General features: G+C 71.7%; 15 protein-coding genes and 1 pseudogene. 10 read left to right on the plus strand and 6 right to left on the minus strand.

Annotation, left to right across the window (positions count from 1 at the left end):
• Window positions 1-339 precede the first annotated feature (339 nt).
• The gene (locus IA22_RS0111070) at window positions 340-954 is read left to right on the plus strand and encodes a DNA polymerase ligase N-terminal domain-containing protein (protein WP_081889792.1); all 615 of its coding nucleotides are present in this window, start codon (window positions 340-342) and stop codon (window positions 952-954) included.
• A 133-nt stretch (window positions 955-1,087) separates the two neighbouring features.
• Here IA22_RS0111070 and IA22_RS0111075 read toward each other — a convergent pair whose 3' ends face one another.
• Together IA22_RS0111075 and IA22_RS0111080 are read right to left on the minus strand one after the other, a co-directional pair.
• On the minus strand, window positions 1,088-1,777 hold the full coding sequence (locus IA22_RS0111075) for a class F sortase (RefSeq protein WP_014157706.1): 690 nt from the start codon (window positions 1,775-1,777) through the stop codon (window positions 1,088-1,090).
• A 144-nt stretch (window positions 1,778-1,921) separates the two neighbouring features.
• Entirely contained in the window at window positions 1,922-2,521 is a 600-nt protein-coding gene (locus IA22_RS0111080) for a hypothetical protein (protein ID WP_030123505.1), read from the minus strand.
• 433 nt (window positions 2,522-2,954) lie between these two features.
• Between IA22_RS0111080 and IA22_RS38230 the strand changes: the two genes are divergently transcribed.
• Entirely contained in the window at window positions 2,955-3,290 is a 336-nt protein-coding gene (locus tag IA22_RS38230) for an SUMF1/EgtB/PvdO family nonheme iron enzyme (protein ID WP_030123506.1), read from the plus strand.
• A 242-nt stretch (window positions 3,291-3,532) separates the two neighbouring features.
• Window positions 3,533-5,529 (plus strand): annotated as a pseudogene (locus IA22_RS34045) (discoidin domain-containing protein).
• A 218-nt stretch (window positions 5,530-5,747) separates the two neighbouring features.
• Here IA22_RS34045 and IA22_RS38110 read toward each other — a convergent pair.
• The 3 genes from IA22_RS38110 to IA22_RS0111105 form a co-directional block, all read right to left on the minus strand.
• The gene (locus IA22_RS38110; protein ID WP_014157703.1) at window positions 5,748-5,960 is read right to left on the minus strand and encodes a hypothetical protein; all 213 of its coding nucleotides are present in this window, start codon (window positions 5,958-5,960) and stop codon (window positions 5,748-5,750) included.
• Window positions 5,961-6,253: 293 nt separating this feature from the next.
• Window positions 6,254-7,891, minus strand: coding sequence for an FAD-dependent monooxygenase (locus IA22_RS0111100; protein ID WP_030123507.1), 1,638 nt, complete (start codon window positions 7,889-7,891; stop codon window positions 6,254-6,256).
• Window positions 7,892-8,010: 119 nt separating this feature from the next.
• A complete protein-coding gene (locus IA22_RS0111105) occupies window positions 8,011-10,710 on the minus strand; it encodes a cellulose binding domain-containing protein (RefSeq protein WP_363102848.1) in 2,700 nt (899 codons plus the stop codon).
• A 777-nt stretch (window positions 10,711-11,487) separates the two neighbouring features.
• Between IA22_RS0111105 and IA22_RS0111110 the strand changes: the two genes are divergently transcribed.
• The 4 genes from IA22_RS0111110 (at window position 11,488) to IA22_RS0111125 (ending at window position 17,734) form a co-directional block, all read left to right on the plus strand.
• Window positions 11,488-11,715 carry a hypothetical protein gene (locus IA22_RS0111110; RefSeq protein WP_014157700.1) on the plus strand — a complete coding sequence of 76 codons (228 nt, stop codon included), beginning with the start codon at window positions 11,488-11,490 and terminating at the stop codon, window positions 11,713-11,715.
• 82 nt (window positions 11,716-11,797) lie between these two features.
• Entirely contained in the window at window positions 11,798-12,604 is an 807-nt protein-coding gene (locus tag IA22_RS0111115; protein WP_015576113.1) for an HlyD family efflux transporter periplasmic adaptor subunit, read from the plus strand.
• The gene (locus tag IA22_RS0111120) at window positions 12,601-14,874 is read left to right on the plus strand and encodes an NHLP family bacteriocin export ABC transporter peptidase/permease/ATPase subunit (protein ID WP_030123509.1); all 2,274 of its coding nucleotides are present in this window, start codon (window positions 12,601-12,603) and stop codon (window positions 14,872-14,874) included. The genes IA22_RS0111115 and IA22_RS0111120 overlap by 4 nt, the downstream gene beginning before the upstream one ends.
• 1 nt (window position 14,875) lies before the next feature.
• Complete coding sequence (locus tag IA22_RS0111125) at window positions 14,876-17,734, plus strand: NHLP bacteriocin export ABC transporter permease/ATPase subunit (protein ID WP_030123510.1); 2,859 nt, start codon at window positions 14,876-14,878, stop codon at window positions 17,732-17,734.
• Window positions 17,735-17,771: 37 nt separating this feature from the next.
• Here the strand turns inward: IA22_RS0111125 and tkt are convergent, their stop codons facing one another.
• Window positions 17,772-19,952 (minus strand): transketolase, encoded by a 2,181-nt coding sequence (gene tkt / locus IA22_RS0111130; protein WP_030123511.1) that lies wholly within the window; start codon window positions 19,950-19,952, stop codon window positions 17,772-17,774.
• 330 nt (window positions 19,953-20,282) lie between these two features.
• Here tkt and IA22_RS0111135 point away from each other — a divergent pair, with 330 nt between their 5' ends.
• The 3 genes from IA22_RS0111135 (at window position 20,283) to IA22_RS0111145 (ending at window position 23,975) form a co-directional block, all read left to right on the plus strand.
• A complete protein-coding gene (locus IA22_RS0111135; protein WP_030123512.1) occupies window positions 20,283-21,989 on the plus strand; it encodes a serine/threonine-protein kinase in 1,707 nt (568 codons plus the stop codon).
• 83 nt (window positions 21,990-22,072) lie between these two features.
• On the plus strand, window positions 22,073-22,765 hold the full coding sequence (locus IA22_RS0111140) for a TetR/AcrR family transcriptional regulator (RefSeq protein WP_030123513.1): 693 nt from the start codon (window positions 22,073-22,075) through the stop codon (window positions 22,763-22,765).
• Between the two features lie 64 nt (window positions 22,766-22,829).
• Window positions 22,830-23,975, plus strand: a complete 1,146-nt coding sequence (locus IA22_RS0111145) for an FAD-dependent oxidoreductase (protein WP_030123514.1) — start codon at window positions 22,830-22,832, stop codon at window positions 23,973-23,975.
• Window positions 23,976-24,300 lie beyond the last annotated feature (325 nt).

The following is a 24,300-nucleotide window of genomic DNA, read 5'->3' on the forward strand; positions in this document are numbered from 1 at the left end:
CATGCGCATGACAGACACGACCGAGAGGTGAACGCTCGGCGCATTCACCCCAGGCGAATCTTTCAATACTTGATTTAAGGCAGCGGTCAGAGGCCCCGTCAAGGATCTGGTCCGGACCGGGCGGCCGGCGGGTGGAAGTCCTCGCGGCGGGGAACGGACAACCCGTGCCCATCCGTCCCGAAGCGTCTCCTCCCTTCTTCTTCCTGCCGGCCCAGGCCCTGGCGGACGCCGCGGCGGCCTCCCCCACCGGCTGAGCCGCTTCCCGGCGGCGGGCCCGGGGCACGCCGCCATGCGGCCCGGCGCCTGCGGCGGCACAGTGGATAAAGGGACTGTGCGGGGATCCCCGGACCCGGTCCGGCGGGCACGCGCCGTCCGTACGCACCGGCGGAAGGACCAGTCGTGGACAGCGAGAGCACACGGCGTTTCGTGGTGCAGATCCACGACGCCCGGCGCATGCATTTCGACTTCCGGCTCGAGGTGGACGGTGTCCTGAAGTCCTGGGCGGTACCGCGTGGCCCGTCGGACAACCCCAGCGACAAACGGCTGGCCGTGCCGACGGACGACCATCCTCTGGAGTACCGCGAGTTCGAGGGAGTCATCCCGCGAAACGAGCAGGGCAGCGGGACCGTGATCGTGTGGGACCAGGGCACCTACCGCCCGACCAGCCACGACCTCGCGGGCGCCCCCGTCCCGTTCGCCGAGTCCCTGGAGACAGGACACGCGACGTTCTGGCTCGACGGGGCGAAACTGCACGGCGAATTCGCCCTCACCCGTTTCCACATCGACGACGAGGACGGGACGCGCGGCCCGGAGGCCTGGCTCCTGATCAAGGCGAACGACCGCCAGGCCGTCCACGATCGCCCGGGAACACCCGATCCGTACCATGCCCGCTCGGCCCGCACCGGCCGCACGCTGCACCAGGTCGCCGTGGCGGAGCGGGAGGGCGCGGGCTGAGGTGCGGCCACGCTCCACCGCGCGGTGGAGCGTGGCCGGCCGGGATCGCCGTCGGGTCGCCCGTCGTCCGCGCGGCCCGGAGGGGCGCTCCCCTCCGGGCCGGTGTCAGGGGCGGGCCCCGACGGCTCCGCCCTCAGGACTCCTTGACGGAGGCCAGATGGGCGAACACCACCACGTTGTCCTCGTAGTCCTTCTTCTTCTTGTCGTAGAGACCGCCACAGGTGATCAGCCGTAGCTGGGCGGTGCCCTTGTCGGCGTACACGCGGTCGTCCGGGAAGTCCGCCTTGCTGAACGTCTCGACGGAGTCGACCTGGAAGGTGGCGACGACGCCGTCGTCACGGGTGATGTCCACCGTGTTGCCCGCCTTGAGGGTGCTGAGCAGCAGGAACACGGCGGGCCCCGTCTTGGTGTCCACGTGGCCCGCCACCACCGAGGTTCCGCGCTCTCCGGGCGTGGCACCGTTCTTGAACCAGCCGGCCAGGTTCGCGTCGTCCGCCGGCGGCGCGTCCAGCCGGCCGGAAGGACCGATCGCCAGCGGCGTGAAGGGAGCGTCGACCCCGATCGACTTGATCGAGATCCGCTTCGGGTAGGACGGGGGCAGTGCGGGCGGAGCGGCGGACGCGGAGGCCGACGGGGTGGGCGCGGCAGGAGCGGACGCCGCGGGGAGGGACACCACGGAGGGGGCGGGCGGGACGCCGGCCGACGCGTCGAAGGAGTTGTAGACGAGGAGGAAGCCCAGCCCCACCGCAACGACGGGCCACAGCAGGGAACGGCCGATGGCCGGGGAGGCGGAGTCTGTTTCGGACGGCTGCGGGGCGGCCATGCTCATGCTGCCTTTCGTGTGCGGAGGCGGGTGCCGGAGGGCCGGAGCCGCACGGAGCGGGTGCTGTGCGGGAAACCGGCGCGGCCACCGCCCGGGGAAGGACGGCGGCCACGACACGATTCGTTCAGCGGTGCGGGACGCCGGTCAGGCGGCCGTGGCACCCGAGGCGTTGCGACGGCGCAGCTTGTACGCGGCGGCACCCAGCCCGCCGAGCATCAGGACCGAACCGGCGGCCAGGCCGCTGCCGGAGAGCGCCATCGCGCCACCACCGGTGTGGACACCGCCCTCGGGCTTCTCGTGCTTCCAGGTCTTCTCGCCCTCCGAGTCGCTGCCGGAGCCGGACTCCTTGTCCTCGTCCTTGTCCTTCTGCCAGTCGTCCGCCGTCACCCCGGCGAGCGCACCGCCACCGGCGTGGACGCCGCCCTCGGGCTTCTCGTGCTTCCACGAGTCCGGCTTCTCACGGTCGTCGTTGCTGCCGGATCCGGACTCCTTGTCCTCGTCCTTGTCCTTCTGCCAGTCGTCGGCCGACACGCCGGCGAGCGCACCGCCACCGGTGTGGACGCCGCCCTCGGGCTTCTCGTGCTTCCACGAGTCGGGCTTCTCACGGTCGTCGTTGCTGCTGGCGGAGGAGCCGCTGTCCTTGTTCCAGTCGTCCGCCGAGGTCACGGCGTATGCGGCGGGAACGGAGACCGCGAGGACCGCCGTGACGGCGGCCGATGCGAACAGGGTGCGGGCAGAGCGCATGGGTACGAATCCTTTCGCCACGCCCGCGCTGGCCGGCTGGTTGTCGGCTCATCGGATCACGGGTGCGACGTGATCCACCGTCAGCTGAAATCCAGGGCCGCACCACTCGGGAGGTCCGCATTCGAGCGACGGCGTGGGCCCATCGTGTGACAGGCAGCCAGTTGTCACCCGTTGGACGGCACGCCACGCCGGGAGAAGGTTTGAATGAAGATGATCATCGGTGTAGGCGGTGCTCCACGGTGCTCGTAGGATCACCGCACGAACGACATCGCACCCGAAGGCTGCTGCTCACCGGGGCGCGGGCGGTCTGACACCCCGTCCGGGCACACCGGGCCCCGGCCGGCGGGCCGGCCGGTGGACGCGCCGCGGAAGGATCAGGCGCGAAGGGCCGGGGCCCGCCCCGCCGGCTTCGGTCGGGGCGGTCGAGCACGGCATGGTGCTGCTGCCGGGCGGGGTGTTCCTGATGGGCACCGAGGACCCCGAGGGGTTCCGGGCCGACAGCGAGGGCCCGGTCCGCGAGGTACGGGTCTCCCCCTTCCACATCGACGCCCACGCCGTGAGCAACCGGGCTTCGCCGACCTACCACCTCGACGCCGCGCACGGCGAGCACGAGGTACGCGCGTCCACCAGCCGTGACGGCGTCCGCCAGTCCCCGGGCGGCACCTGGACGCTCCCGGTGCGCGGGGCGCTGAGGATCGGCCCGGTCTCCCACAACCGGTCCGGCTCGCCTGCGGAATTCGACTACGTACGGACGTACGCCGCCCCGTGAGCCCGTCCGGCATCCCCTGGAACCGCACACCGGCGGGCCTCACGTTCCGTCACCGAGGAGGACGACCGGGAGGACCCGGTCTCCTGCGCAGCCATCAGTTCTTGTCGGCAACAGGCCCTGGGGCAGCCGTTGTTGCACATCTCTTGACGCGTTCGTAACAAGGGTGGAGTATCTCGCACAGCCGGAGAGAGCGCTCTCCGGCTGTGCGCGTCGTGTACCCGCCCCACGACAGAGGAGACCCCGTGTACGCACCCCCGAACCTCCGCAGACCCCTCCCGCCGGCCGGAAGACGTGCCGGCGTGCTGGCCGTCGTCGCCGGCCTGGTGCTCTCACTCCTGGCCCTGATCCCCCAGTCCCCCGCGAGCGCCGCGCCGGCTCTCCTCTCCCAGGGGAGGACGGTCACGTCGTCCAGCCAGGAGAACGACGGCACGCCCGCCTCCGCGGCGGTCGACGGGAACAACGGGACACGCTGGTCGAGCGCCTTCTCCGATCCTCAGTGGATCAAGGTCGACCTCGGAGCCGCCGCTTCGGTGAGCCAGATCGTGCTGCGCTGGGAGGCCGCCTACTCCACGGCGTACCGGATCGAGTTCTCCTCGGACGACACCAACTGGAGCACCGCCTACTCCACCACCACCGGCCCCGGGGGCACACAGACCCTCGACGTCTCCGGGACCGCCCGCTACGTCCGGCTGACCGGCACCGCGCGGGCCACCGGATACGGGCACTCCCTCTGGGAGTTCCAGGTGTTCGGCACGACGGGCGGCGGTGATCCGCAGATCCCCGGCGGTGGCGACCTCGGCCCCAACGTGCTGGTCTTCGACCCCTCGACGCCGAACATCCAGGCCAAGGTCGACGCGATCTTCAAGCAGCAGGAGTCCGCGCAGTTCGGCACGGGGCGCTACGCCCTGATGTTCAAGCCGGGCACCTACAACAACATCAACGCCCAGATCGGCTTCTACACCTCGATCGCGGGGCTCGGCCTCAAGCCGGACGACACGACCTTCAACGGCGACGTCACCGTCGACGCCGGCTGGTTCAACGGCAACGCCACCCAGAACTTCTGGCGTTCGGCCGAGAACCTCGCCCTCAACCCCGTCAACGGCACCAACCGCTGGGCCGTCTCGCAGGCCGCCCCCTTCCGCCGCATGCACGTCAAGGGCGGACTCAACCTCGCCCCGAACGGCTACGGATGGGCCAGCGGCGGCTACATCGCCGACAGCAAGATCGACGGACAGGTCGGCCCCTACTCCCAGCAGCAGTGGTACACCCGCGACAGCTGAACGCGCGGGGCGTCTCGTGGAACGGCACCCCCCAGGGTGAGTCCGTCCCGCTGAGCCAGTTCTACGTGGTGAAGCCCGGCGCCACCGCGCAGACCATCAACGCCGCGGTCCGGCAGGGCCTGCACCTGCTGTTCACCCCCGGCGTCTATCACGTGAACGAGCCCATCGAGATCAACCGGGCGAACACCGTGGTCCTCGGTCTCGGCCTCGCCACGATCATCCCGGACAACGGCGTGACCGCGATCAAGGTCGGCGACGTCGACGGCGTCAAGCTCGCCGGACTCCTCGTGGACGCCGGTACGCAGAACTCCTCGGTGCTCGTCCAGGTGGGCCCCGAGGGTGCGGCGGCCGACCACTCGGCCAACCCGACGAGCCTCCAGGACGTGTTCGTCCGGGTCGGCGGCGCGGGGGCCGGCAAGGCGACCACCGGCATGGTGGTCAACAGCGACGACACCATCATCGACCACACGTGGCTCTGGCGCGCCGACCACGGGGACGGCGTCGGCTGGGAGACCAACCGGTCCGACTACGGACTCCGGGTGAACGGTGACGACGTACTGGCCACCGGGCTGTTCGTCGAGCACTTCAACAAGTACGACGTCCAGTGGTACGGCGAGAACGGGAAGACGATCTTCTTCCAGAACGAGAAGGCGTACGACGCCCCGAACCAGGCCGCCATCCAGAACGGCGACATCAAGGGCTACGCCGCCTACAAGGTGGGTGACTCGGTGACGACCCACGAGGGCTGGGGCATGGGCAGCTACTGCTACTTCAACGTCGACCCGACCATCCGCCAGCAGCACGGCTTCCAGGCCCCGGTGAAGCCCGGGGTGAAGTTCCACGACCTGCTCGTCGTGTCCCTGGGCGGCCAGGGCCAGTACGACCACGTCATCAACAACACCGGGTCCCCCACATCCGGTACGTCGACCATTCCGTCCCAGGTGGTGTCCTTTCCCTGAGCCGGGGTGAGATGAGCGGAGCCGGCTCGTCGGACGGCGCGGGGCCCGGCAGGAACACTCCTGCCGGGTCCCGCGTCATGTCATGCCCCGGCGCGGCGGGGGCGGTCGTGCCGCGGCGTAGAAGATCCCGCCGCCCGTGGAGGCGGATCCCCCCGCCGATGTGCCCCCGGTCGAGGAACCACCCGACGACGAGCCGCCGGTCGCACCCCCGGCGTCGATCACCATCGCGGCGGTGTCGTTGGCCGCGTTCCCGTCGAAGGGCCGGGCCCCTCCCCCGCGAAGGAGATCTTCCCGGTCGCGCACTCGACGGCCTTGTCGATCCGCAGGACGAACGGGTAGGTCTCGCCGCGCTTCTCGTACACCCACGACTGCGAGGTCCCGCAGCTGTAGTGGGCCGGTGTGACCGGGGTGCAGAAGTCGTGCGCCTTCACGACCGTGGTCCCCGGGGGGGATCCTGACGTCGACGGTCGCGACACTCCGCCCCAGGTCGCGGTAGACCCAGGCCGGGCCCTCGTTCACGAACGTCAGCGTGGCGGACGGCGACGGGTGAAGGCGTGAGTCATCGAAGTTCCCTCATGACGGCGTGCAGATGAAGAACGGCCGTCTCCGGCGCGGCACTTCCTGCTGTGGCAGACGGTTGCGACCGTCGAACGGTTGCACGCGCACACGGTTCGACTCCGATCACCACGCTCCCTTCACACCCGTCGGCGCGCCCCGGCGGGCCTTACCCGCCGGCCGGCCGGACGCCGAAAAGCCGTGCCAGGTGGGCGGGCAGCGCCGGGCCGTCGGCCGGGACGGTGCGCAGTCCGAGGTGGCCGTCAGGCCGTACGAGGAAGGCCTCACCATCCCGTGCACCGTAGGTGCGCCGGAACTCGTCGCGCGTGTCGTGGACGACGGGCAGCCCGGGAGCGGGTGCCTCCAGCCCGGGGGCGAGCACCGCACAGGCGTTCAGCAGCCCGGGCGCGGCCCGCTCGGCGGACGCCGCCACCGCGCCGAAGGCCCTCACCGGCTCCCCGTGGCCGGCGTAGAGGAGCAGGGTGTGCTCGCGTTCCCGGAGCAGGGTGAACAGCCGGACGGGGAAGGAGGCCAGTGCATAGGCGAGTCCGCCGCAGTCGGGCGCACGGTCGCCGGGGGCGGGGCCGTCGGGGGCGGAGCCGTCCGGTTCCACGATCGGACTGCCCCGGTAGCCGACGAGGAGTTGCGCCTCCCGCAGCATCGTCGTCGTGGGGTCGTCCGGGTCGGCCCGGATGCCGCTGCGCACATGGCGCAGGGTGCGCGCCACCACCTCCTCACCGATCGGGCGGCGCTCGGCGTCGTAGCTCTCCAGCAGACGCGTACCCGCGCGGCCCCGCACCGCGGCGGCCAGCTTCCACGCGAGGTTGAACGCGTCCTGTACGCCCGTGTTCATCCCCTGGGCACCCGTGGGCGGGTGGATGTGCGCGGCGTCCCCGGCCACGAAGACCCGTCCGCGGCCGTACCGGTCGACGATGCGGTGGCTGATGCGGAACACCGAGGACCAGCGCAGCGAGGAGGCGGTCGTGGGGCGGGGGGAGAGCCGGTCGAGCACCTCCTGGATGTGCTCGATGCCGGGTACCGGGCCGTGCTCGCCGCTGAGGCCGTGCGCGATGCCGTCCCCGTCCTGCCCGGCGGTACGGGACAGTTCGGGCGGGGTCGCCATCGACATCCGGTAGCGGCGGTCGCCGGGCAGCGGGATGCACACCAGGATGTCGTCCGGGTGCCCGTCGACTGAGCGCGAGGCACGGATCCCGTATCCGGCGGGCAGGTCCCAGTCGACCTCGACATCGCCCAGCATGTACTCCTGGGGCAGGGCCGCGCCTTCGAAGGAGAGGCCGAGGCCTTTGCGTACGACGCTGTGGGCGCCGTCGCAGCCCAGGAGGTAGCGGGCCGTCAGTTCCTCGGCCCCGCCAGCGGGCGGCGAGAGAAGGGCCCTGACCTCGTGGGAGTCCTGCTCGAAGGAGAGGAGTTCGGTGCCGCGTCCGACGCGCCCTCCCCTGCTCCGCAGGAGGTCCTCGAGCAGCCGCTCGGTCTCGTACTGCGGGAGGGCGGCGAAGCCGTAGGGCACCTCGGGCGGGAGTTCCAGGTCGATACGCGGGCCTTCCTCGCCGTCGACGTAGAGGATTTGCCCCTTGAGCGGGACGGCCGCCTCCAGCGCCTCACGGACCATCCCCATCCGGTCCCAGATCTCCAGGGTGCGGGGCTGGACGCCCACGGCCCGCGCGTAGGGGAGCCGCTCCGGGAGACGGTCGACGACCCGGCACGACACCCCGCGCCGGCACAGTTCGGACGCGGCCGTCAGCCCGACGGGCCCCGCCCCCGCGATCAGCACATCGACATCGGCCACGGGTACCTCCCTGGGGCGGCGCGTTCCGTCCAATGCACCACACAGGGGTCGGTATGTCCATTTCGTTCCGCTCCTGGGCCGGTGCCGGGAGAGCCGCTCCCGGCACCGGCCGGCGGGTGTCAGGAGACGGTGCAGGCCTCACCGCCCAGCGTGAAGGCGCCGGGTCCGGTGGCGGCGCCCGTCGACGTGCCGGTGAATCCGAAGCCCGCGGAGGCCCCGGGCGCGACCTTGCCGTTCCAGCCGACGTTCGTCGCGGTCACCTTCGCCCCGGTCTGCTGGTGGGTGGCGTTCCACATCTGGGTGACCTTCTGGTCCCCCGGGAAGGACCAGCCCAGCTGCCATCCGTCGTAGGCCGTGGTGCCGGTGTTGGTGAGCGTCACCTCCGCCTGGAATCCACCGGACCACTGGTTGGTGACCTTGTACGTCACCTTGCAGTCGGCGGCGGCGGGCTCCTCCGGTCCGGGGTCGGTGCCGGGGTCCGTGCCACCGCCGCCGGTGCCGGAGGACTCGCCGACCTGGATGCCCCGGCCGTTCGTGGAGACGTAGACCCTGCCGTAGACCCGTGGGTCCCCGGTGATCGCCGCGCCGGTCCAGGCCCACTGGTGCGCGTCGTCGTTGATCCGCGTCCAGGTGGTGCCCGCGTCCGTGGAACGGAAGATGCCGCGCACCCCTGCGATCTTCGCGCTGACGAAGACCGTCTGGTACGAGGCCCCGGCGGCCGCCTTGCCGAACCCGACGCTGTCGGCCTGCTGGACACCGGTGAACTTGGTGAAGCTCGTACCGGAGTCGGTGGAGCGCCAGAGGCCGTAGGCGCCCGTGGAGGCGCCGCCGGCGAGCCAGATGTCACCCTCCGAGCCGGGCAGCGCCTTGAAGCGGACGTTACCTTCGGCCGGGAGGCCGGTGGCCTTCGCGGTGAAGGTGGCTCCGCCGTCGGTCGACACGTAGAAGGTGCCGGACTTGAATCCGTAGAACTTCTTCGGGTTCTTCCGGTCGGACTCGACCGTCGCCCCCGCGGGGATTCCGGTGGAGGCGGTCCAGGAGTTGCCGTAGCCGGTGGTGCGGTGGACCGCGGCGCCTTCGGGGCTCCAGACGAAACCGCTGCCGTCCGCGGCGGCGGCGACCGTGCCCCCGCCGGTGACCCCGGAGGGTTCGGAGCCCTGGAACCAGTTGGCGCCGTTGTCGGTGGAGAAGCCGATGTGCGGTGCGGCGTCGGCGTTGCCGACCCGTACGACCGTGCCGGGGGATGCCTCCGCGAAGTCCAGGCTGGTGGTCGAGTCCAGGTTCGGCGAGGTGAACATCATCGCGGGCACCGCGTCGAGGTCCGTGTGCCGGAAGCCTCCGATGTCCCCGAGGGCGCTCAGCAGCGGCGCTCCGGAGGGCGGGCTCGCCAGGTCGTTGACGGCCGTCTCCTCCAGGCCCTTCACCATGGGCGTGACCTTGAACTGGCCGCCGGAGTCCCAGGCGGTGAGGTTCTCGGTGCCGTAGACGGTGGCGCCCGTGCCGTACATCATCCGGTTCGAGTCGAACGGGTCGATCTCCAGGGACTCCGTCATCCAGCCCAGTTTGGGCGCGGTCTCCGGCGGTGAGGGGTTCGCGCCCCAGCTGAGCCAGGGTACGGAGGAGACGTCGAGGGTGTACCGGTTCGCACGGTTGGGATAGCTCGTGAAGTCCCAGGCCTTGGTCCAGGTGGCGCCGCTGTCCGTGGAGCGGAAGATCTGGGTGTCCGGCCACCAGGAGCTGTAGGCGGTCGCCATCAGGGTGCCGGGTTTCTGCCGGTCGACGGAGAGGCCGCTGAAGCCGTAGTAAGTGTCGGCCTGCGCGACGGGGCTGACGTCGCTCCACGCGCCGGAGCGCGTGTCGTACCGCCAGACCTGGCCCTTGGCGCCGTCGTACGGGCCGCCCGTGTCACTGAGCGTCAGGTAGAGGTAGCCGGTCCCGGAGTCCAGTACGCCCTTGTGGGCGAGGTAACCGGTCGGCTGGCCGGCGATCCGGGACCAGGTGGCGCCGCCGTCCGTGGAGCGGTAGACGGTGTTCTGCTTGTCGGCGACACCGACGTAGATGTCCTTGGTGGCGCTGCCGGGGCTGCCGGAGCGCTCGTCGAAGGTCACCCACACGATGCCCTGGTTGTCGTTGCCGTACCCGCTGGTGTCGGTCGGGTCCTGCGCGTAGTTGCCGGGGTTCGGGAAGGCGGTCACCTTCGACCAGGTGACCCCCGAGTCGGTGGACCGCCACAGCCCGTTGCCGCTGGGGGCCCCGAGGTAGAGCACGGAGTTCTTGTTCGGGTCGACCGCGAGCCGCTCCCCCATCCCGCGGCCCGGCATGTTGCCGCCGAGCTTGAAGGGAAGGGTGGCCGCCTTCCAGGAGGCGCCCCGGTCCGAGGAGCGCAGGACCGCTCCGTTCGTCGGGTCCCAGCTGTTGGTGTAGGTGCCGACGGCGGCGTACACCTTGTCGGGGTCGGCGGTGTCGGAGGCGAGCCCCACCACCCCGGACCATCCCCAGCGGTCCCAGTCCACCCAGTCCAGCAACGGCTTCCACTGCTTGCCCGCCTGGTCCCAGCGGTAGGCGCCGCCGATGTCGGTGCGCGCGTAGGCGAGGTTCTTCTCGGACCGGTTGAAGACGATGCCCGGGACGAAGCCGCCACCGTCGATGCGGGCGTTCTTCCAGGTATAGGTGTCCGCCGCGAGGGACACATCGGATGCTTCGGCCGTGGCGGCACCGTCGTCCGAGCGGGCCACGGCCGGGGTTCCGGCGACCGCCAACCCGGCGGTAAGAGCAAATGCCGCCAGTAGGGCGGCGATCGGTCTGGCACTCAAGCGCACGGAAACGTCCTCTCCGAGCTGGTCCGCCGCGCAGCGGCGGTACAGGACTGACACAGAGATGGGAGCGCTCCCATAAGGCATCCCGATGGTAGCGCCGCGTGCCGCCCGAGTGAAGAGTGGTGCACCCGTTTCATCGGATGACTCACCGGCCGCCTTTCGCGACGGCCGCGAGCCCTGCCTCCCGCCGGCCGTCGCACACCCACCGGCCGGGCCCCCCGCGACGGCAGGGCAGCACACCCTCTCCACATATCCGAAGGCCAGGTGACGCACCGGGCACGGGAAACCGAAACAGGCTCCATAAATGCGCCGCCTATTCACCGGAACAGTCCGAAGAAAATAGAGAGCCGCTCATGTTTTACAGTGGCGTGAATACCGATACCTTCCGACCCGGTCTCACGACCCCGTTCACCCCGTCCCGGAATCGGGGAGCGGACGACTCAGGGAAATCTGCACACGGCGTGCGCACACCGATCACCCCACTGGACGAAGAACCGCAGGTCCACCGGCTGCGCGGGGCCGATTAGGGCTGGAGTGCCCCACTTGAGGGGCGTGAGGTCGCGACGACGCCGAATTCTTCCGGTGAAGCTCGTGAAGAAACTGCCGCCACGGAATGACCACTTCTCCACGTACGTCGGTTCCGACGGTTACCCGACTGCGGATATACCTCAGTTCGATTGGCTGCCCGAGGCAAAGACGTGCTTTGATCCTGGCCCATACGGAGGCCGCGGTACGGGTTTCCGTATTTAGGAAATTTCCATACGAAGGGCAGCGCTCATCATGAACTACACCCCCCAGGTCGAGACCGCCGAGATCTCCGACAGCGACCTCGACAACGTCTCGGGCGGCCTCGTGGGCGGCCTCGTCGGCAACGTCACGGGCACCGTCGAGGGCATCGTCCCGGTCTCCGGCGTCGTCGGCTCGGTCACCGGCCTCGTCGAGGGTGCCACCGGCGTGAACACCGGCGCGGTCACCGGCCTGGCCTCCGGCCTGACCGCCGGTCTCTGAGACACGGCAGTACCCGTCCGAGCCCCGGAACCCGTCGGTTCCGGGGCTCGGCGCCGATCGCCGACAGTGAGGGAAGAGTTCCGTGCAGTTCCGCCAACAGGCCCTTTCCAAGCTGCAGTCGCCCGAACAGCTCGATCTTCCGGTCCGGTTCGCCCGCCCGCAGGGCCTGCTCGTCCTCTGCGTCACCGTCCTCGTGATGGCCGCGGCCTGCTTCTGGGCCGTGACGGGCTCCGTCGCCAGCACCCTCGACGCGCCCGGCATCCTCACCCACGCGCGCGGCAGCTACCTCCTGCAGAGCCCGGTCGCCGGGCAGATCACCGAGGTGCTCGCCGACGAGGGCGAGACCCTGCCCCGCGACTCCCCCCTGCTCAAGGTCCGTACGGACCGGGGTGAGCGCGTCGTCCGCACGATCGACGCCGGCCGGCTCACCTCCGTGACGGCGACGATCGGCGCGGTGGTCACCACCGGCGCGGACGTGGCGAGCGTCGAACGGATCGACGGTGCCGACGATCCGCTGGTGGTCCTGTTGTACGTGTCCGGCAACAGCGCCTCCTCGGTCCCGGTGGGTGCCTCCGTCGACCTGACCGTCCAGTCCGTCCCCTCCCAGCAGTACGGCGTGCTGCGCGGCACGGTGGCAGCGGTCGGCGGGGCGACGCAGACGCAGCAGCAGATCACCCGCTTCCTCGGCGACGCGCAGCTCGGCCGGCAGTTCTCCCGGGGCGGCAGGCCGCTGGCCGTCCTGGTGAAGCTGGAGCGCTCGGACTCCACGAAGTCCGGCTACCGGTGGTCCTCGGCCGACGGCCCGCCGTACGCGATCGGCTCCATGACCCTGGCCACCGGTTCCGTCCGGCTCGCCGACCAGCGCCCGATCGATTGGCTGCTCCCGTGACCGCACCGCACCCGTCCCCCACTGCCCAGCAGCTGCCGCCCCCGGGCCGCGGCAGGCACCGGCCGGAAGGGGGCCGGCCCGGCCGGCGACGGGCGGGCGCCCCGCCGAAGGCCGGGCGGACCAGGACGGTGCGCACCCCCACGGTGCTCCAGATGGAGGCCCTGGAGTGCGGGGCCGCCTCGCTGGCCATGGTGCTCGGCCACCACGGCCGCCACGTGCCGCTGGAGGAACTGCGGATCGCCTGCGGGGTCTCGCGCGACGGGTCACGCGCCAGCAACGTGCTCAAGGCGGCGCGCGGCTACGGCCTCCAGGCCAAGGGCATGCAGATGGAGCCGGCGGCCCTCGCGGAGGTCCGCGCCCCGGCGATCCTGTTCTGGGAGTTCAACCACTACGTCGTCTACGACGGCATGGGGCGCCGCCTGGGACGGCGGGGCGTCTACATCAACGACCCCGACAAGGGGCGCCGGTTCGTGCCCACCGAGGACTTCGACACCAGCTTCACCGGAGTCGTCCTCGTCCTCGAACCGGGTGAGGACTTCCGGCGCGGCGGCCGGAAGCCCGGAGTCATGGCCGCGCTGCCGGGCCGCCTCAGGGGCACCACCGGCACGATGCTGGCCGCCCTGCTCGCCAGCCTGCTGCTGGTCGCCGTCGGGGCCACACTGCCGGCCCTGAGCCGCACCTACATCGACACGTTCATGATTGGTGAACAGACGTCGCTGCTGGGCGTGCTGTTCGCGGCGATGGGTGCCACGGTCGCCCTCACCGCCGTCCTGACATGGCTGCAGCAGGCGAATCTGCTGCGCGGGCGCATCATCTCGTCGACGCTCGGCAGCGCGCGGTTCTTCCGGCACCTGCTCAGGCTGCCGGTCACCTTCTTCTCCCAGCGCAGCCCGGCCGACCTCGTCCAGCGTCTCCAGTCCAACGACGCCGTGGCCGAGACCCTGGCCCGGGACCTCACCGCCGCGGGCGTGGACGGCATCGTCGTCCTGCTCTACGCGTTCCTGCTGTGGACCTACGATCCGCAGCTGACCGTCATCGGGGTGGGGATCGCCCTGCTCAACGTGGTCGCCATGCGCATCGTCGTGCGGCTGCGGGCCACCGGCACCCAGAAGCTGCGGGCCGACAGCGCACGGCTGACCAACACCTCGTACACCGGCCTCCAGCTGATCGAGACGATGAAGGCCACGGGCGGCGAGAACGGGTACTTCCGGCGGTGGGCCGGGCAGCACGCCACGACGCTGGATGAGCAGCAGCGCCTCGGCGTGCCGAGCGCCTGGCTGGGCGTCGTCGCTCCCGCCCTCGCGACGCTGAACAGTGCGCTGATCCTGTGGATCGGGGGGCTGCGGGCCGTCGAGGGACACCTCTCGATCGGTCTGCTCGTCGCCTTCCAGGCCCTGGTGACCCGCTTCACCGCGCCCGTGACCAGGCTCAACGGGGTGGCGGGACGGGTCCAGGACTTCGCGGCCGACGTGGCCCGGCTCAAGGACGTCGAGAACTTCCCGGTCGACCCGCTGTACTCCCGTCGCGAGCCCGCCGCGAGCACCCGGCGGCTCAAGGGCCATGTGACGCTGGAGGACATCACCTTCGGCTACAGCCCGCTCGACAAACCTCTGCTCAGCGGCTTCTCGCTGTCCGTGGGGCCGGGTCAGCAGGTGGCTCTCGTCGGAGGGTCCGGCAGCGGCAAGTCGACGGTCTCGCGGCTCATCTCGGGGCTCTACGGCCCGTGGGAGGGCACGATCCGCATCGACGGGCAGCGCCTGGAGGACATCCCCCGGGGCGCTCTGGCGGCGTCGGTGTCCTTCGTCGACCAGGACGTCTTCCTCTTCGAGGGGACGGTCCGGGACAACGTGGCGCTGTGGGACCCCTCGGTCCCGGACGAGGCCGTGACCGAGGCGCTGCGGGACGCCGCCCTGTACGACGTCGTCGCCCGCCGCCCCCGCGGCATCCACAGCCGGGTGGAGCAGGACGGCCGGAACTTCTCGGGCGGGCAGCGCCAGCGCCTGGAGATCGCCAGGGCGCTCGTGCGCCGCCCCAGCATCATGGTCCTGGACGAGGTCACCAGCGCGCTGGACGCCGAGACCGAGCGCGTCATCATCGACAACCTCAGGCGGCGGGGCTGTGCCTGCGTGGTGATCGCCCACCGGCTGAGCACGGTGCGTGACAGCGACGAGATCGTGGTGCTGGACCACGGGACCGTCGTGGAACGCGGCCGGCACGAACAACTGGTGGCCGCCGGCGGCCCCTACGCCGATCTGGTCAGGGAGCACTGACATGGCATCCGTCCATCCGCTCGCGGGCGCGGAGGCCCCGGCGCACGACCCGGTCGTCGCAGCGCTGGGAAGCCTCGGCGAGCCGGTCGACTGCACCGGGCTGCGGAGTCTGTCGCTGGAAGGGCCGCAGGTCCTGTGGCTCGTCGTGGGCGGCGCCCTGGACCTCTTCGCGGTGGACGCCGCGGAGCAGGGGCACTGGCACTTCCTGGGCCGTCTGGAGCCGGGGACCCTCGTCCTGGGCCCGGTCGAGGGCCCGCAGCACACCCTGGTCGGGCGGCCCCTCCAGGCGTGCGTGCTGCGCCGGATACCGCTGCGCGAGCTGTACCGGCCGGAGTACGACCAGGGGCCGTACGAGAACCAGTACCGCAGCCACTACGACACCGGGGACGCCACGCTCAGCCTGCTGGAGCACGCCTTCTCGCTCGGGATGGGCCGGAGTCAGCGCGTGCTGTTCGAGGCGCCGCTGGACGGGCGGACCGCCGTCGACGGCTCGGTGGGCGACGACGACGTGCTGTGGCTGCCGGTGTCGCCCGGCAGTGTGCAGTACGGTGCCGCGTTCAGCGCCGAGGCCGCGGGTGACCTGCTCGTGGACCCCGCGATGTGGCAGGGGATGGTCAACCAGCAGTACCGCCTGCTGTCGGCGTTGGACCGCTGGATCGAACAGCTGGAGCGTGCCCACGAGGACCGGACGGCCGCGGGGCTGAAGGCGGGTGAGGCCGTCCGCAGGGAGGCCGACCACGCGCTGCTGACCTCGATCGGCCGGTCCGGGCGTGGCACGTCGCCCGCGAAGGGCGCGTCGGACGACGACGCGGTGTACGTGGCGTGCCGCCTGGTGGCGCGGGACTCCGGGATCGTCCTCGCCGAGCCGGCGGCGGGGGGCGCGGTGAGCGACCGGATCGACCCGGTGGAGCGCGTCGCGGTCGCCTCGCGGATCCGCACCAGGGCGGTGCGGCTGGACGGACGCTGGTGGCGGGAGAACTCCGGCCCGCTGGTGGGCAGTAGGGCCGCGTCCGGAGCGCCGGTCGCGTTGCTCTGGCGCCGCGGCCGCTACGAGGCGGTCAACCCGCTGACGGGTCGGCGTGCCCGTGTCGACGGCTCCTGTGCCGAGGACTTCGACGAGCGCGCCGTGATGTTCTACCGGCCGCTCCCGGAGAAGCCGTTGAACAGGAGGCAGCTGCTGCGCTTCGGCCTGTTCGGCACCAGGGGCGACCTGCGGAACCTGGTGCTGGCCGGGCTCGTGACGGTCGCGCTGGGATCGCTGGTGCCGATCGCGACCGGCAGGGTGCTCGGCGTGTACGTGCCCCAGGCGCAGAACGCGCTCATCGTGCAGGTGTCACTGGCCGTCATCATCTCCGGTGTCGTCTCGGCGGCGTTCATGCTGCTGCAGAACCTCACGATCCTGCGCATGGAGGGGCGGATCGAGAGCACGCTCCAGCCCGCGGTGTGGGACCGGCTGCTGCGGCTGCCGACGAAGTTCTTCACCTCGCGGTCCACCGGGGAGCTGGCGAGCGCGGCGATGGGGGTGAGTGCCATCCGCCGGGTGCTGTCCGGCACCGGTCCCGTGGTGGTGCAGGCGGGCACGCTCGGGGTGATGAACCTGGGTCTGCTGCTCTGGTTCAGCGTTCCGCTGGCGCTGACCGCCGTCGCGATGCTGGTGGTCATAGCCGGGGTGTTCCTGACCATGGGCATGTGGGAGCTCCGCTGGCAGCGGCGTCTGGTCGAACTCGGGAACAAGCTGAACAACCAGGCGTTCCAGACCCTGCGGGGGCTGCCCAAGCTACGGGTCGCCGCGGCGGAGAGCTTCGCGTACGGGGCGTGGGCGTCGGAGTTCGCCCGCAGCCGTGAGCTGCAGAAGCGGGCGGGCCGGATCAAGAACATGACGACGGTCCTCAACGCCGTGTATCTGCCGCTCTGTTCGCTGATCGTCTTCGTCCTGCTGGCCGGCCCGGCGCGGGGTTCCCTGACCGCCGGTGAGTTCCTGACCTTCAACACGTCCGTGACGATGCTGCTGACCGCGGTCACCCAGCTCACCGGGGCGTTCGTGTCCGCCGCCGCCGTGCTGCCGATGTTCGAGCAGATCAAGCCGGTGCTCGACGAGGCGCCCGAGGTGCGTGGCACCAGCACGCAGCCGGGGACGCTGTCCGGGGAGATCGAGGCCAGAGGAGTGTCCTTCCGGTACTCCGACGACGGGCCCGTCGTCCTCGACGAGGTGTCACTCAGTGTGCGTCCGGGCGAGTTCGTCGCGATCGTGGGGCCCAGTGGATGCGGGAAGTCGACGCTGCTGAGGCTGCTCATCGGCTTCGACGAACCGGTCTCCGGGAGTGTCCTGTACGACGGTCAGGACCTGACGGCCCTCGACCAGGCGGCCGTGCGCCGCCAGTGCGGGGTCGTCCTGCAGAACGCCCAGCCGCTCTCCGGATCGATCCTGGACTGCATCTGCGGAGCCGAGGTCTTCACCCAGGAGGAGGCGTGGGAGGCAGCCGCCATGGCGGGGCTGGCCGAAGACATCAAGCGGATGCCGATGGGGCTGCACACCATGATCTCGGGGGGCGGCTCGATCTCCGGGGGCCAGCGCCAGCGGCTGATGATCGCCCAGGCGCTCGTCCGGCGTCCCCGCATCCTGTTCTTCGACGAGGCCACCAGCGCGCTCGACAACGAGACCCAGCGCACGGTGATCGAGAGCACCCGGTCCCTGCGTGCCACCCGGGTCGTGATCGCACACCGGCTGTCCACCGTCCTGGACGCCGACCGGGTGATCGTCATGGCGGACGGCCGTGTCGTGCAGGAGGGGCCGCCCGCCGATCTCCTCGCGGACACGGGCGGTCAGCTCCACGCGCTGGTGCGGCGTCAGATGGGTTAGGGAACCGGTTCGCTCCGGTGCGGACCGCGTGGGTGGCCTACGACCGTCGTCCGCCCGGCCTCGGGGGTTCCACGGCGTCGCGGATGCTGGCGCGTGCCGCCGCGGCGACGGCTTCGGCGGTGATGCCGAACTCCTCGTACAGCCGCTCGTAGTCGGCGGACGCGCCGTAGTGCTCCAGGCTGACGATCCGGCCGGCGTCGCCGACGACCTCCCGCCAGCCCTGGCCGACCGCGGCCTCCACACTGACGCGGGCGCGCACGTCCGGCGGCAGCACCTCGTCCTGGTAGGCCGGCGGCTGCTCGGCGAACCATTCGCGGCAGGGCATCGACACCACCCGGACGGAGAGCCCCTCGTCGGTCAGCGTCTTCCGGGCGGCGAGGGCGATGTGGACCTCGGACCCCGTCGCCACGAGGATGACGTCGGGAGTGTTTCCGGAGGCCTCGACCAGGACGTAGGCGCCGCGTGCCGCTCCTTCGGCAGAGGAGTGGACGCCGTCGGCGCGGTCCAAAACCGGAAGGTTCTGCCTGGTCAGGACGAGGCCGGCGGGGCGGTCGCGGTGCTCCAGGATCGTCCGCCAGCAGGTGGTGGTCTCGTTGGCGTCCCCGGGGCGTACGACGTCGAGTCCGGGAATCGCGCGCAGCGCCGCGAGGTGTTCCACGGGCTGGTGGGTGGGGCCGTCCTCGCCCAGTCCGATCGAGTCGTGGGTCCACACGTAGGTGGCGGGGAGCTTCATCAGGGCGGCGAGGCGGACGGCGGGGCGCATGTAGTCGCTGAACGTGAGGAACGTGCCGCCGTACGGGCGGGTCAGGCTCTGCAGGGCGATGCCGTTGAGCACGGCGCCCATCGCGTGCTCACGGATACCGAAGTGCAGGGTCCGGCCGTAGGGGCCTCCCCCGAACTCGGCCGTCTGCCGGTCCGCGGGGACGAAGGAGGGTTCGCCGTCCATGGTCGTGTTGTTGCTGCCCGCGAGGTCGGCGGAGCCGCCCCACAGTTCGGGCAGGACCGGCGCGAGGGCGGTGAGCACCTGGCCGGAGGCCTTGCGGGTGGCCATGCCCTTCGTGTCCGCGGGGAAGTCCGGCAGGGCCTCGGTCCATCCTTCGGGCAGTTCCTGCTCCCGCAGCCGGTCGAGCAGCGCCGCCCGGTCCGGGTTGGCGGTGCGCCACTCCTCGTAGGTCCGCTGCCAGCGGTTCCGGGCGTCCCTGCCCCGTTCCCCGACGGCCCGGGTGTGGGTGAGGACCTCCTCCTCCACGGGGAAGTACGCATCGGGGTCGAAGCCCAGGAGCCGCTTGGTGCCCGCGACCTCCTCGTCCCCCAGGGCCGCCCCGTGCGCCTTTCCGGTGTTCCTCTTCGTGGGGGCGGGCCAGCCGATGATCGTGCGCAGCATGATGAGTGAGGGCCGGGACTGTTCCGCCTTCGCCGCCTCGATCGCGGCGAGCAGGGCGTCGACGTCCTCGACGTAGTCGCCGGTACGGGTCCAGTCCACGGTCTGCACGTGCCATCCGTACGCGGCGAAGCGGGCCGGGACGTCCTCGCTGAAGGAGATGTCGGTGTCGTCCTCGATGGAGATGTGGTTGGAGTCGTAGAACACCACGAGGTTACCCAGTTGCTGATGACCGGCCAGGGACGCCGCCTCGGACGCGACGCCCTCCATCATGTCGCCGTCGGACGTCAGCACGTAGACGCGGTGGTCGAAGGGGCTGGTGCCCGGCGCGGCGTCCGGGTCGAGCAGGCCCCTCTCCCGGCGGGCGGCCATCGCCATCCCGACGGAGGCTCCCATCCCCTGGCCGAGCGGACCGGTGGTGATCTCGACCCCGCGGGTGTGCCGGTACTCCGGGTGGCCCGGGGTCGCGGAGTCCCAGGTGCGCAGTGCCTTCAGGTCCTCCATCTCCAGGCCGTAGCCGGCCAGGTAGAGCTGGATGTAGAGGGTGAGGCTGCTGTGGCCGCAGGAGAGGACGAAGCGGTCCCTGCCCAGCCACTGGTCGTCGGCGGGGTCGTGCCGCATGACCTGCTGGAACAGCAGGTAGGCGAGCGGCGCCAGGCTCATCGCCGTGCCGGGGTGTCCGTTGCCGGTCCTCTGGACCGCGTCGGCGGCGAGCACCCGAACGGTGTCCACCGCGCGCAGGTCCAGGTCGCTCCACCCCGCCCGTACGGCCACGGGCAGCGCGAGCCCGGGGTCGCGGGACGCGGTGCTGCCGGAAGAGGATCGCTCGGGCGCCATGGTGTTGTCTCCCTCGGATGTCGCTTCTCGGTTCGACGGAGCCGGTGCGTGCGGCTCGCCACCCCTCGCATCCTCTGTTCCCCCGCCGCCCTCCGCACCCGGAGCGGGCCCGGCGGTGCCGTGGGTGCCGACGCCCGCGGGGCGGGGGCCGTCGTGCGCGGGGGACGCCGACGCGTGTGCCCTGCCGACGGGTCGCCTACCCCGGCGCGGGCGGGGCAGGCCGCTCCGTCGTGGGCCGTGCGGACGAGCCGTCGTGGGCGGGGAGGCAGGAGCCCCTCACATTCCGGGATGCCCGGCCCACCGGGCGGCGGATGTGGCACAGTCGTGCAGGTGGATGAGCTGCGGCCTCAGGACCCCTCGCGCATAGGCACCTATCACCTGCTCGCCCGCCTCGGCGCCGGAGGGATGGGGCAGGTCTTCCTCGCCCGCTCCCCCGGTGGGCGGCTGGTGGCGGTGAAGGAGATCCGGGACGAGATCAGCGACCACCCGGAGGCCCTGGCCCGGTTCAGGCGGGAGGCCGCCACCGTGGAGGCCGTGCGCAGCGCCTGGACCGCCCAGCTGATCGAGGCGTCGCTCGACGCCCCGCCCTACTGGCTGGCGACCGAGTACGTGGCGGGTCCCACCCTGCGCGAGGCGGTCCGGGAGGGCGGCCCGTTCCCGCCGGACAGCGCCCTGAAGCTGCTCGCCGCGCTGGCCGAGGGCCTGGCGGCCGTCCACGCGCACGGGGTGACCCACCGGGACCTGAAGCCGCAGAACGTGATCCTGTCGCCGCAGGGGCCGCAGCTGATCGACTTCGGCATCGCGCGGGGGGTCGGGCGGACGGTGCTCACACGGGACGGGACGGCGCCGGGCACTCCCGGGTTCGCCGCCCCCGAGGTGGTCCTGCGCAACGAGGTGGGCCCCGCCGCCGACGTGTTCGCACTGGGAGCCACGCTCGCGTACACGGTGACGGGCAGACCTCCCTTCGGTTCCGGGGACGCGGCGACGGTGAGTTACCGGGCCGTGCACGAGGACATCGACCTGGACGGCGTCCGCCCCTCGCTCGCCACGCTGATCCGGGAGTGCGCCGCCAAGGATCCGGCGGACCGGCCGGCCCTCGCGGCCGTGATCGCGCGGTGCGCGGTGGATTCCGCGCTCGCGACGGACTCCTTCTACCGTGCGCTGTCCCGGCCCGGCGTCACAGCCGCGGAGGACGACGAGGAGACCGCCCCGTCGCCCGCCGACGCGGTCGTCCCCACGCGCCCGGGCGGACGCACCCCGGGCGACGGGACGGCCGTGGCCGCGGGCCCGTCCGGTACCACCCCGTACGACGAACCCGACCGCCCGGCACGCAAGGCACATCGGGGCCGCCGGGGGGCTCTCGGACTCGCGGTGGCCGTGGCCGTGCTGGCCTCCTCGGCGACGGCTTGGCTGCTCTCGGACCGGCCGCCGGACGGTGGGGCCGGGGCGAGGCCGACGGAGGCCGGGGAGATCTCCGGCCGGCCCGTCACCACCGCGCCTGCCGCGGGGCCGCCGGACCACATCGTGAGCGACGAGAAGGCGCGGGAGCGGTGGACCCTGGCCGAGGATCCCGCGCAGGCGGCCCAGGGCATCGGCTCCTGCGGCCTCTCCGATCTGGCCACGGGCTCGCTTCCGGTGGATCTGCAGTCGTCCGTCTCGCACACCACGGGCTCGGACACCGCACGGGTGGAACTGCGCCCGGGGAACTCGGGGAAGGGGAAGCGCCCCGCGCCCTACCTCGTGGCCGTGGGTGTCCGTCCGCCGCACGGGATCGATCCCGCCACGGGCCGTCCCGCCAGGTCCGCGGGCGGAGGCGTCGGCTTCACCGGCAGGCCCGTCGACATCTTCTCCCGGTGGTCCTCCGGCGGAACCCTCACCTTCCGGTACCCCGACGACTTCCGCGCCCACCTCGACGGCCGGACCGTCGACGCCGTGCCCGTGGGTGACGACCCGGGCGACTGGACCGTGGTGCTGTACCACGTGGGGGACGGACCCGAGGAGATCACACCCGTCGTCTGCAACGGCTTCCACGCCTGAGAGGGGCGGTCCTAGGGTGCCGGCTCCGGAGCTCGACATCCGACGAACTTGTTCGTTACGAACATGTTCGTTAAGGTCGAGGGGTGACCCCGCGAACCCCCTCACCCCGCAGCCGCCGCGACCGCCCCGCGAAGCCGGCCCTCACCCACGACGCCATCGTCGCCGCCGCGGTGCGGCTCATGGCCGCAGAGGGCCTGCAGCGCGTCACCATGCGCCGGCTGGCCCAGGAACTCGACACCGGGCCCGCGTCGCTGTACGTGTACGTCGCCGGAACGGCCGAACTGCACGCCGCGATCCTCGAGGATCTGCTCGGGGAGGTCGATCTCGCGTCCGCGGCCGGCGACGGCGACTGGCGGGACCGGCTGGCGCAGGTGCTCCTGTCGTACACCCGCGTCCTGTTCGACCATCCCGGCCTCGCGCACTCCGCGCTCGTCGCCCGGCCCTCCGGACCGCACTACCTGGCCCTGGTCGAGACGATCCTGGCCCTCCTGCACCAGGGCGGCGTGCCCGACGGGCAGGCGGCCTGGGGGGTGGACGTCCTCCTTCAGGTGGCCACCGCCACGGCCGCCGAGCAGTCCGCGCGCTCGGGCGATCCCGACGCGGAGAAGGACCACGACGCGCTCGTCGAGGCGCTGGGGCAGGCGCCCTCCCGGACCTACCCGCGCATCGCGGCGCTCGGCGCCGACCTGAGCTCCGGCACCCCGCAGCAGCGTCTGGCCTGGATCTTCCGTGCGGTCGTCAACGGGACGGCCGGCACCCCCCGGAGCACCGGCTGAGGCGGCGCGCACAGGGGACCGCACCCCGTACACCACCGGAACGGCAGAGAGCGAAGGCAGCACCATGACCACCCCCAAGCAGCACCACCCCGTGACCGTCGTCGGCGCAGGCCTCGGAGGCCTGGTCCTCGCCCGCGTCCTCCACCGCCACGGAATCGAGGCAGCGGTCCTCGACCTGGAGGCCGGCCGCGACGCACGCACCCAGGGCGGGATGCTCGACATCCACGAGGAGACCGGGCAGGCGGCCCTGCGCGCCGCGGGGCTGTACGACGGGTTCCGGGCCCGGGTCCACCCCGGTGGCGAGGCCCTCCGTGTACTCGACAAGCAGGCCCGCGTACTCCTGGAGCAGAAGGACGACGGCGACAGCGGGCGTCCCGAGATCGACCGGGGCGACCTGCGCGACCTCCTGCTCGACTCCCTGCCCGAGGGCACCGTCCGCTGGGGCTCCAAGGTCACGGGTGCCGAACCGCTCGGCGGCGGACGCCATCGCGTGACGCTCGCGGACGGCAGCACCTTCACCACCGGACTGCTCGTCGGGGCGGACGGCGCCTGGTCGAGGATCCGGCCGCTCCTCTCGGAGGCACGGCCCGCCTACACCGGTATCTCCTTCGTCGAGCTGGACCTTCTCGACGCCGACGCCCGTCACCCCGAATGCGCCGAGCTGATCGGTGGCGGCATGTTCTTCGCCCTCGGCGACCACAAAGGTTTCCTGGCCCACCGCGAGACGGACGGGAGCCTGCACGTCTACACGGCGCTGCGCACCGAGGAGGACTGGCTGTCCACCGTCGACTTCACCGATGCGGAGGGCTCCAGGGCCGCGCTGCTGGAGCGGTTCGCCTCCTGGGCGCCGGCCCTGCGCAGGCTGATCACCGAGGCCGACGGTCCGCTGACCCCCCGGCTCATCCACGCGCTGCCGGTGAGCCATCGCTGGCGGCGCGTCCCGGGTGTCACCCTGCTCGGCGACGCCGCGCACCTGATGTCCCCGTTCGCCGGGGAGGGAGCCAACCTCGCCATGATCGACGGCGCCGAGCTGGGGCAGGCCCTCGCCGCCCATCCGGGAGACACCGAGGCCGCCCTGGCCGCGTACGAGGCGGCCCTGTTCCCACGGAGCGAGCGGACCGCTCTGGAGACCGCCCGGGGACAGGAGACCCTGTTCCACGACCGGGCACCGCAGACACTCGTCGACATGTTCTCCTCCTTCGCGGCGTAGGCGGGCCCACCCTGCCGGAGGGCACTGCCGGGCGCACGTGCCGGGTGCCGGCCCCGGGCCGGCACCCGGCGTCTCGCCCCACGCGCACGCGGACCTCGTGTCCGTGTCCCGGCCCGGCATCACGGCCGACCTCACGGCGGCCGGTCCCTCCCGAGCGGCGGAACGGGCGTGCCGGATGAATGATGAACAGATGCTGTGGTGCCGCGGGAGCCGTCCGGCCACCTTCGCCGTGCGAAGGGGGGCCAGGCTCCGATCACGAGGCGGACACGGCGGGCGCACGACCTGCCGGACCGCCGTCCCCGCGGCGGTACGGGTACCGCCCGTC

This window comes from Kitasatospora papulosa (assembly GCF_000717245.1).
Taxonomy (GTDB): Bacteria; Actinomycetota; Actinomycetes; order Streptomycetales; family Streptomycetaceae; genus Streptomyces; species Streptomyces papulosus.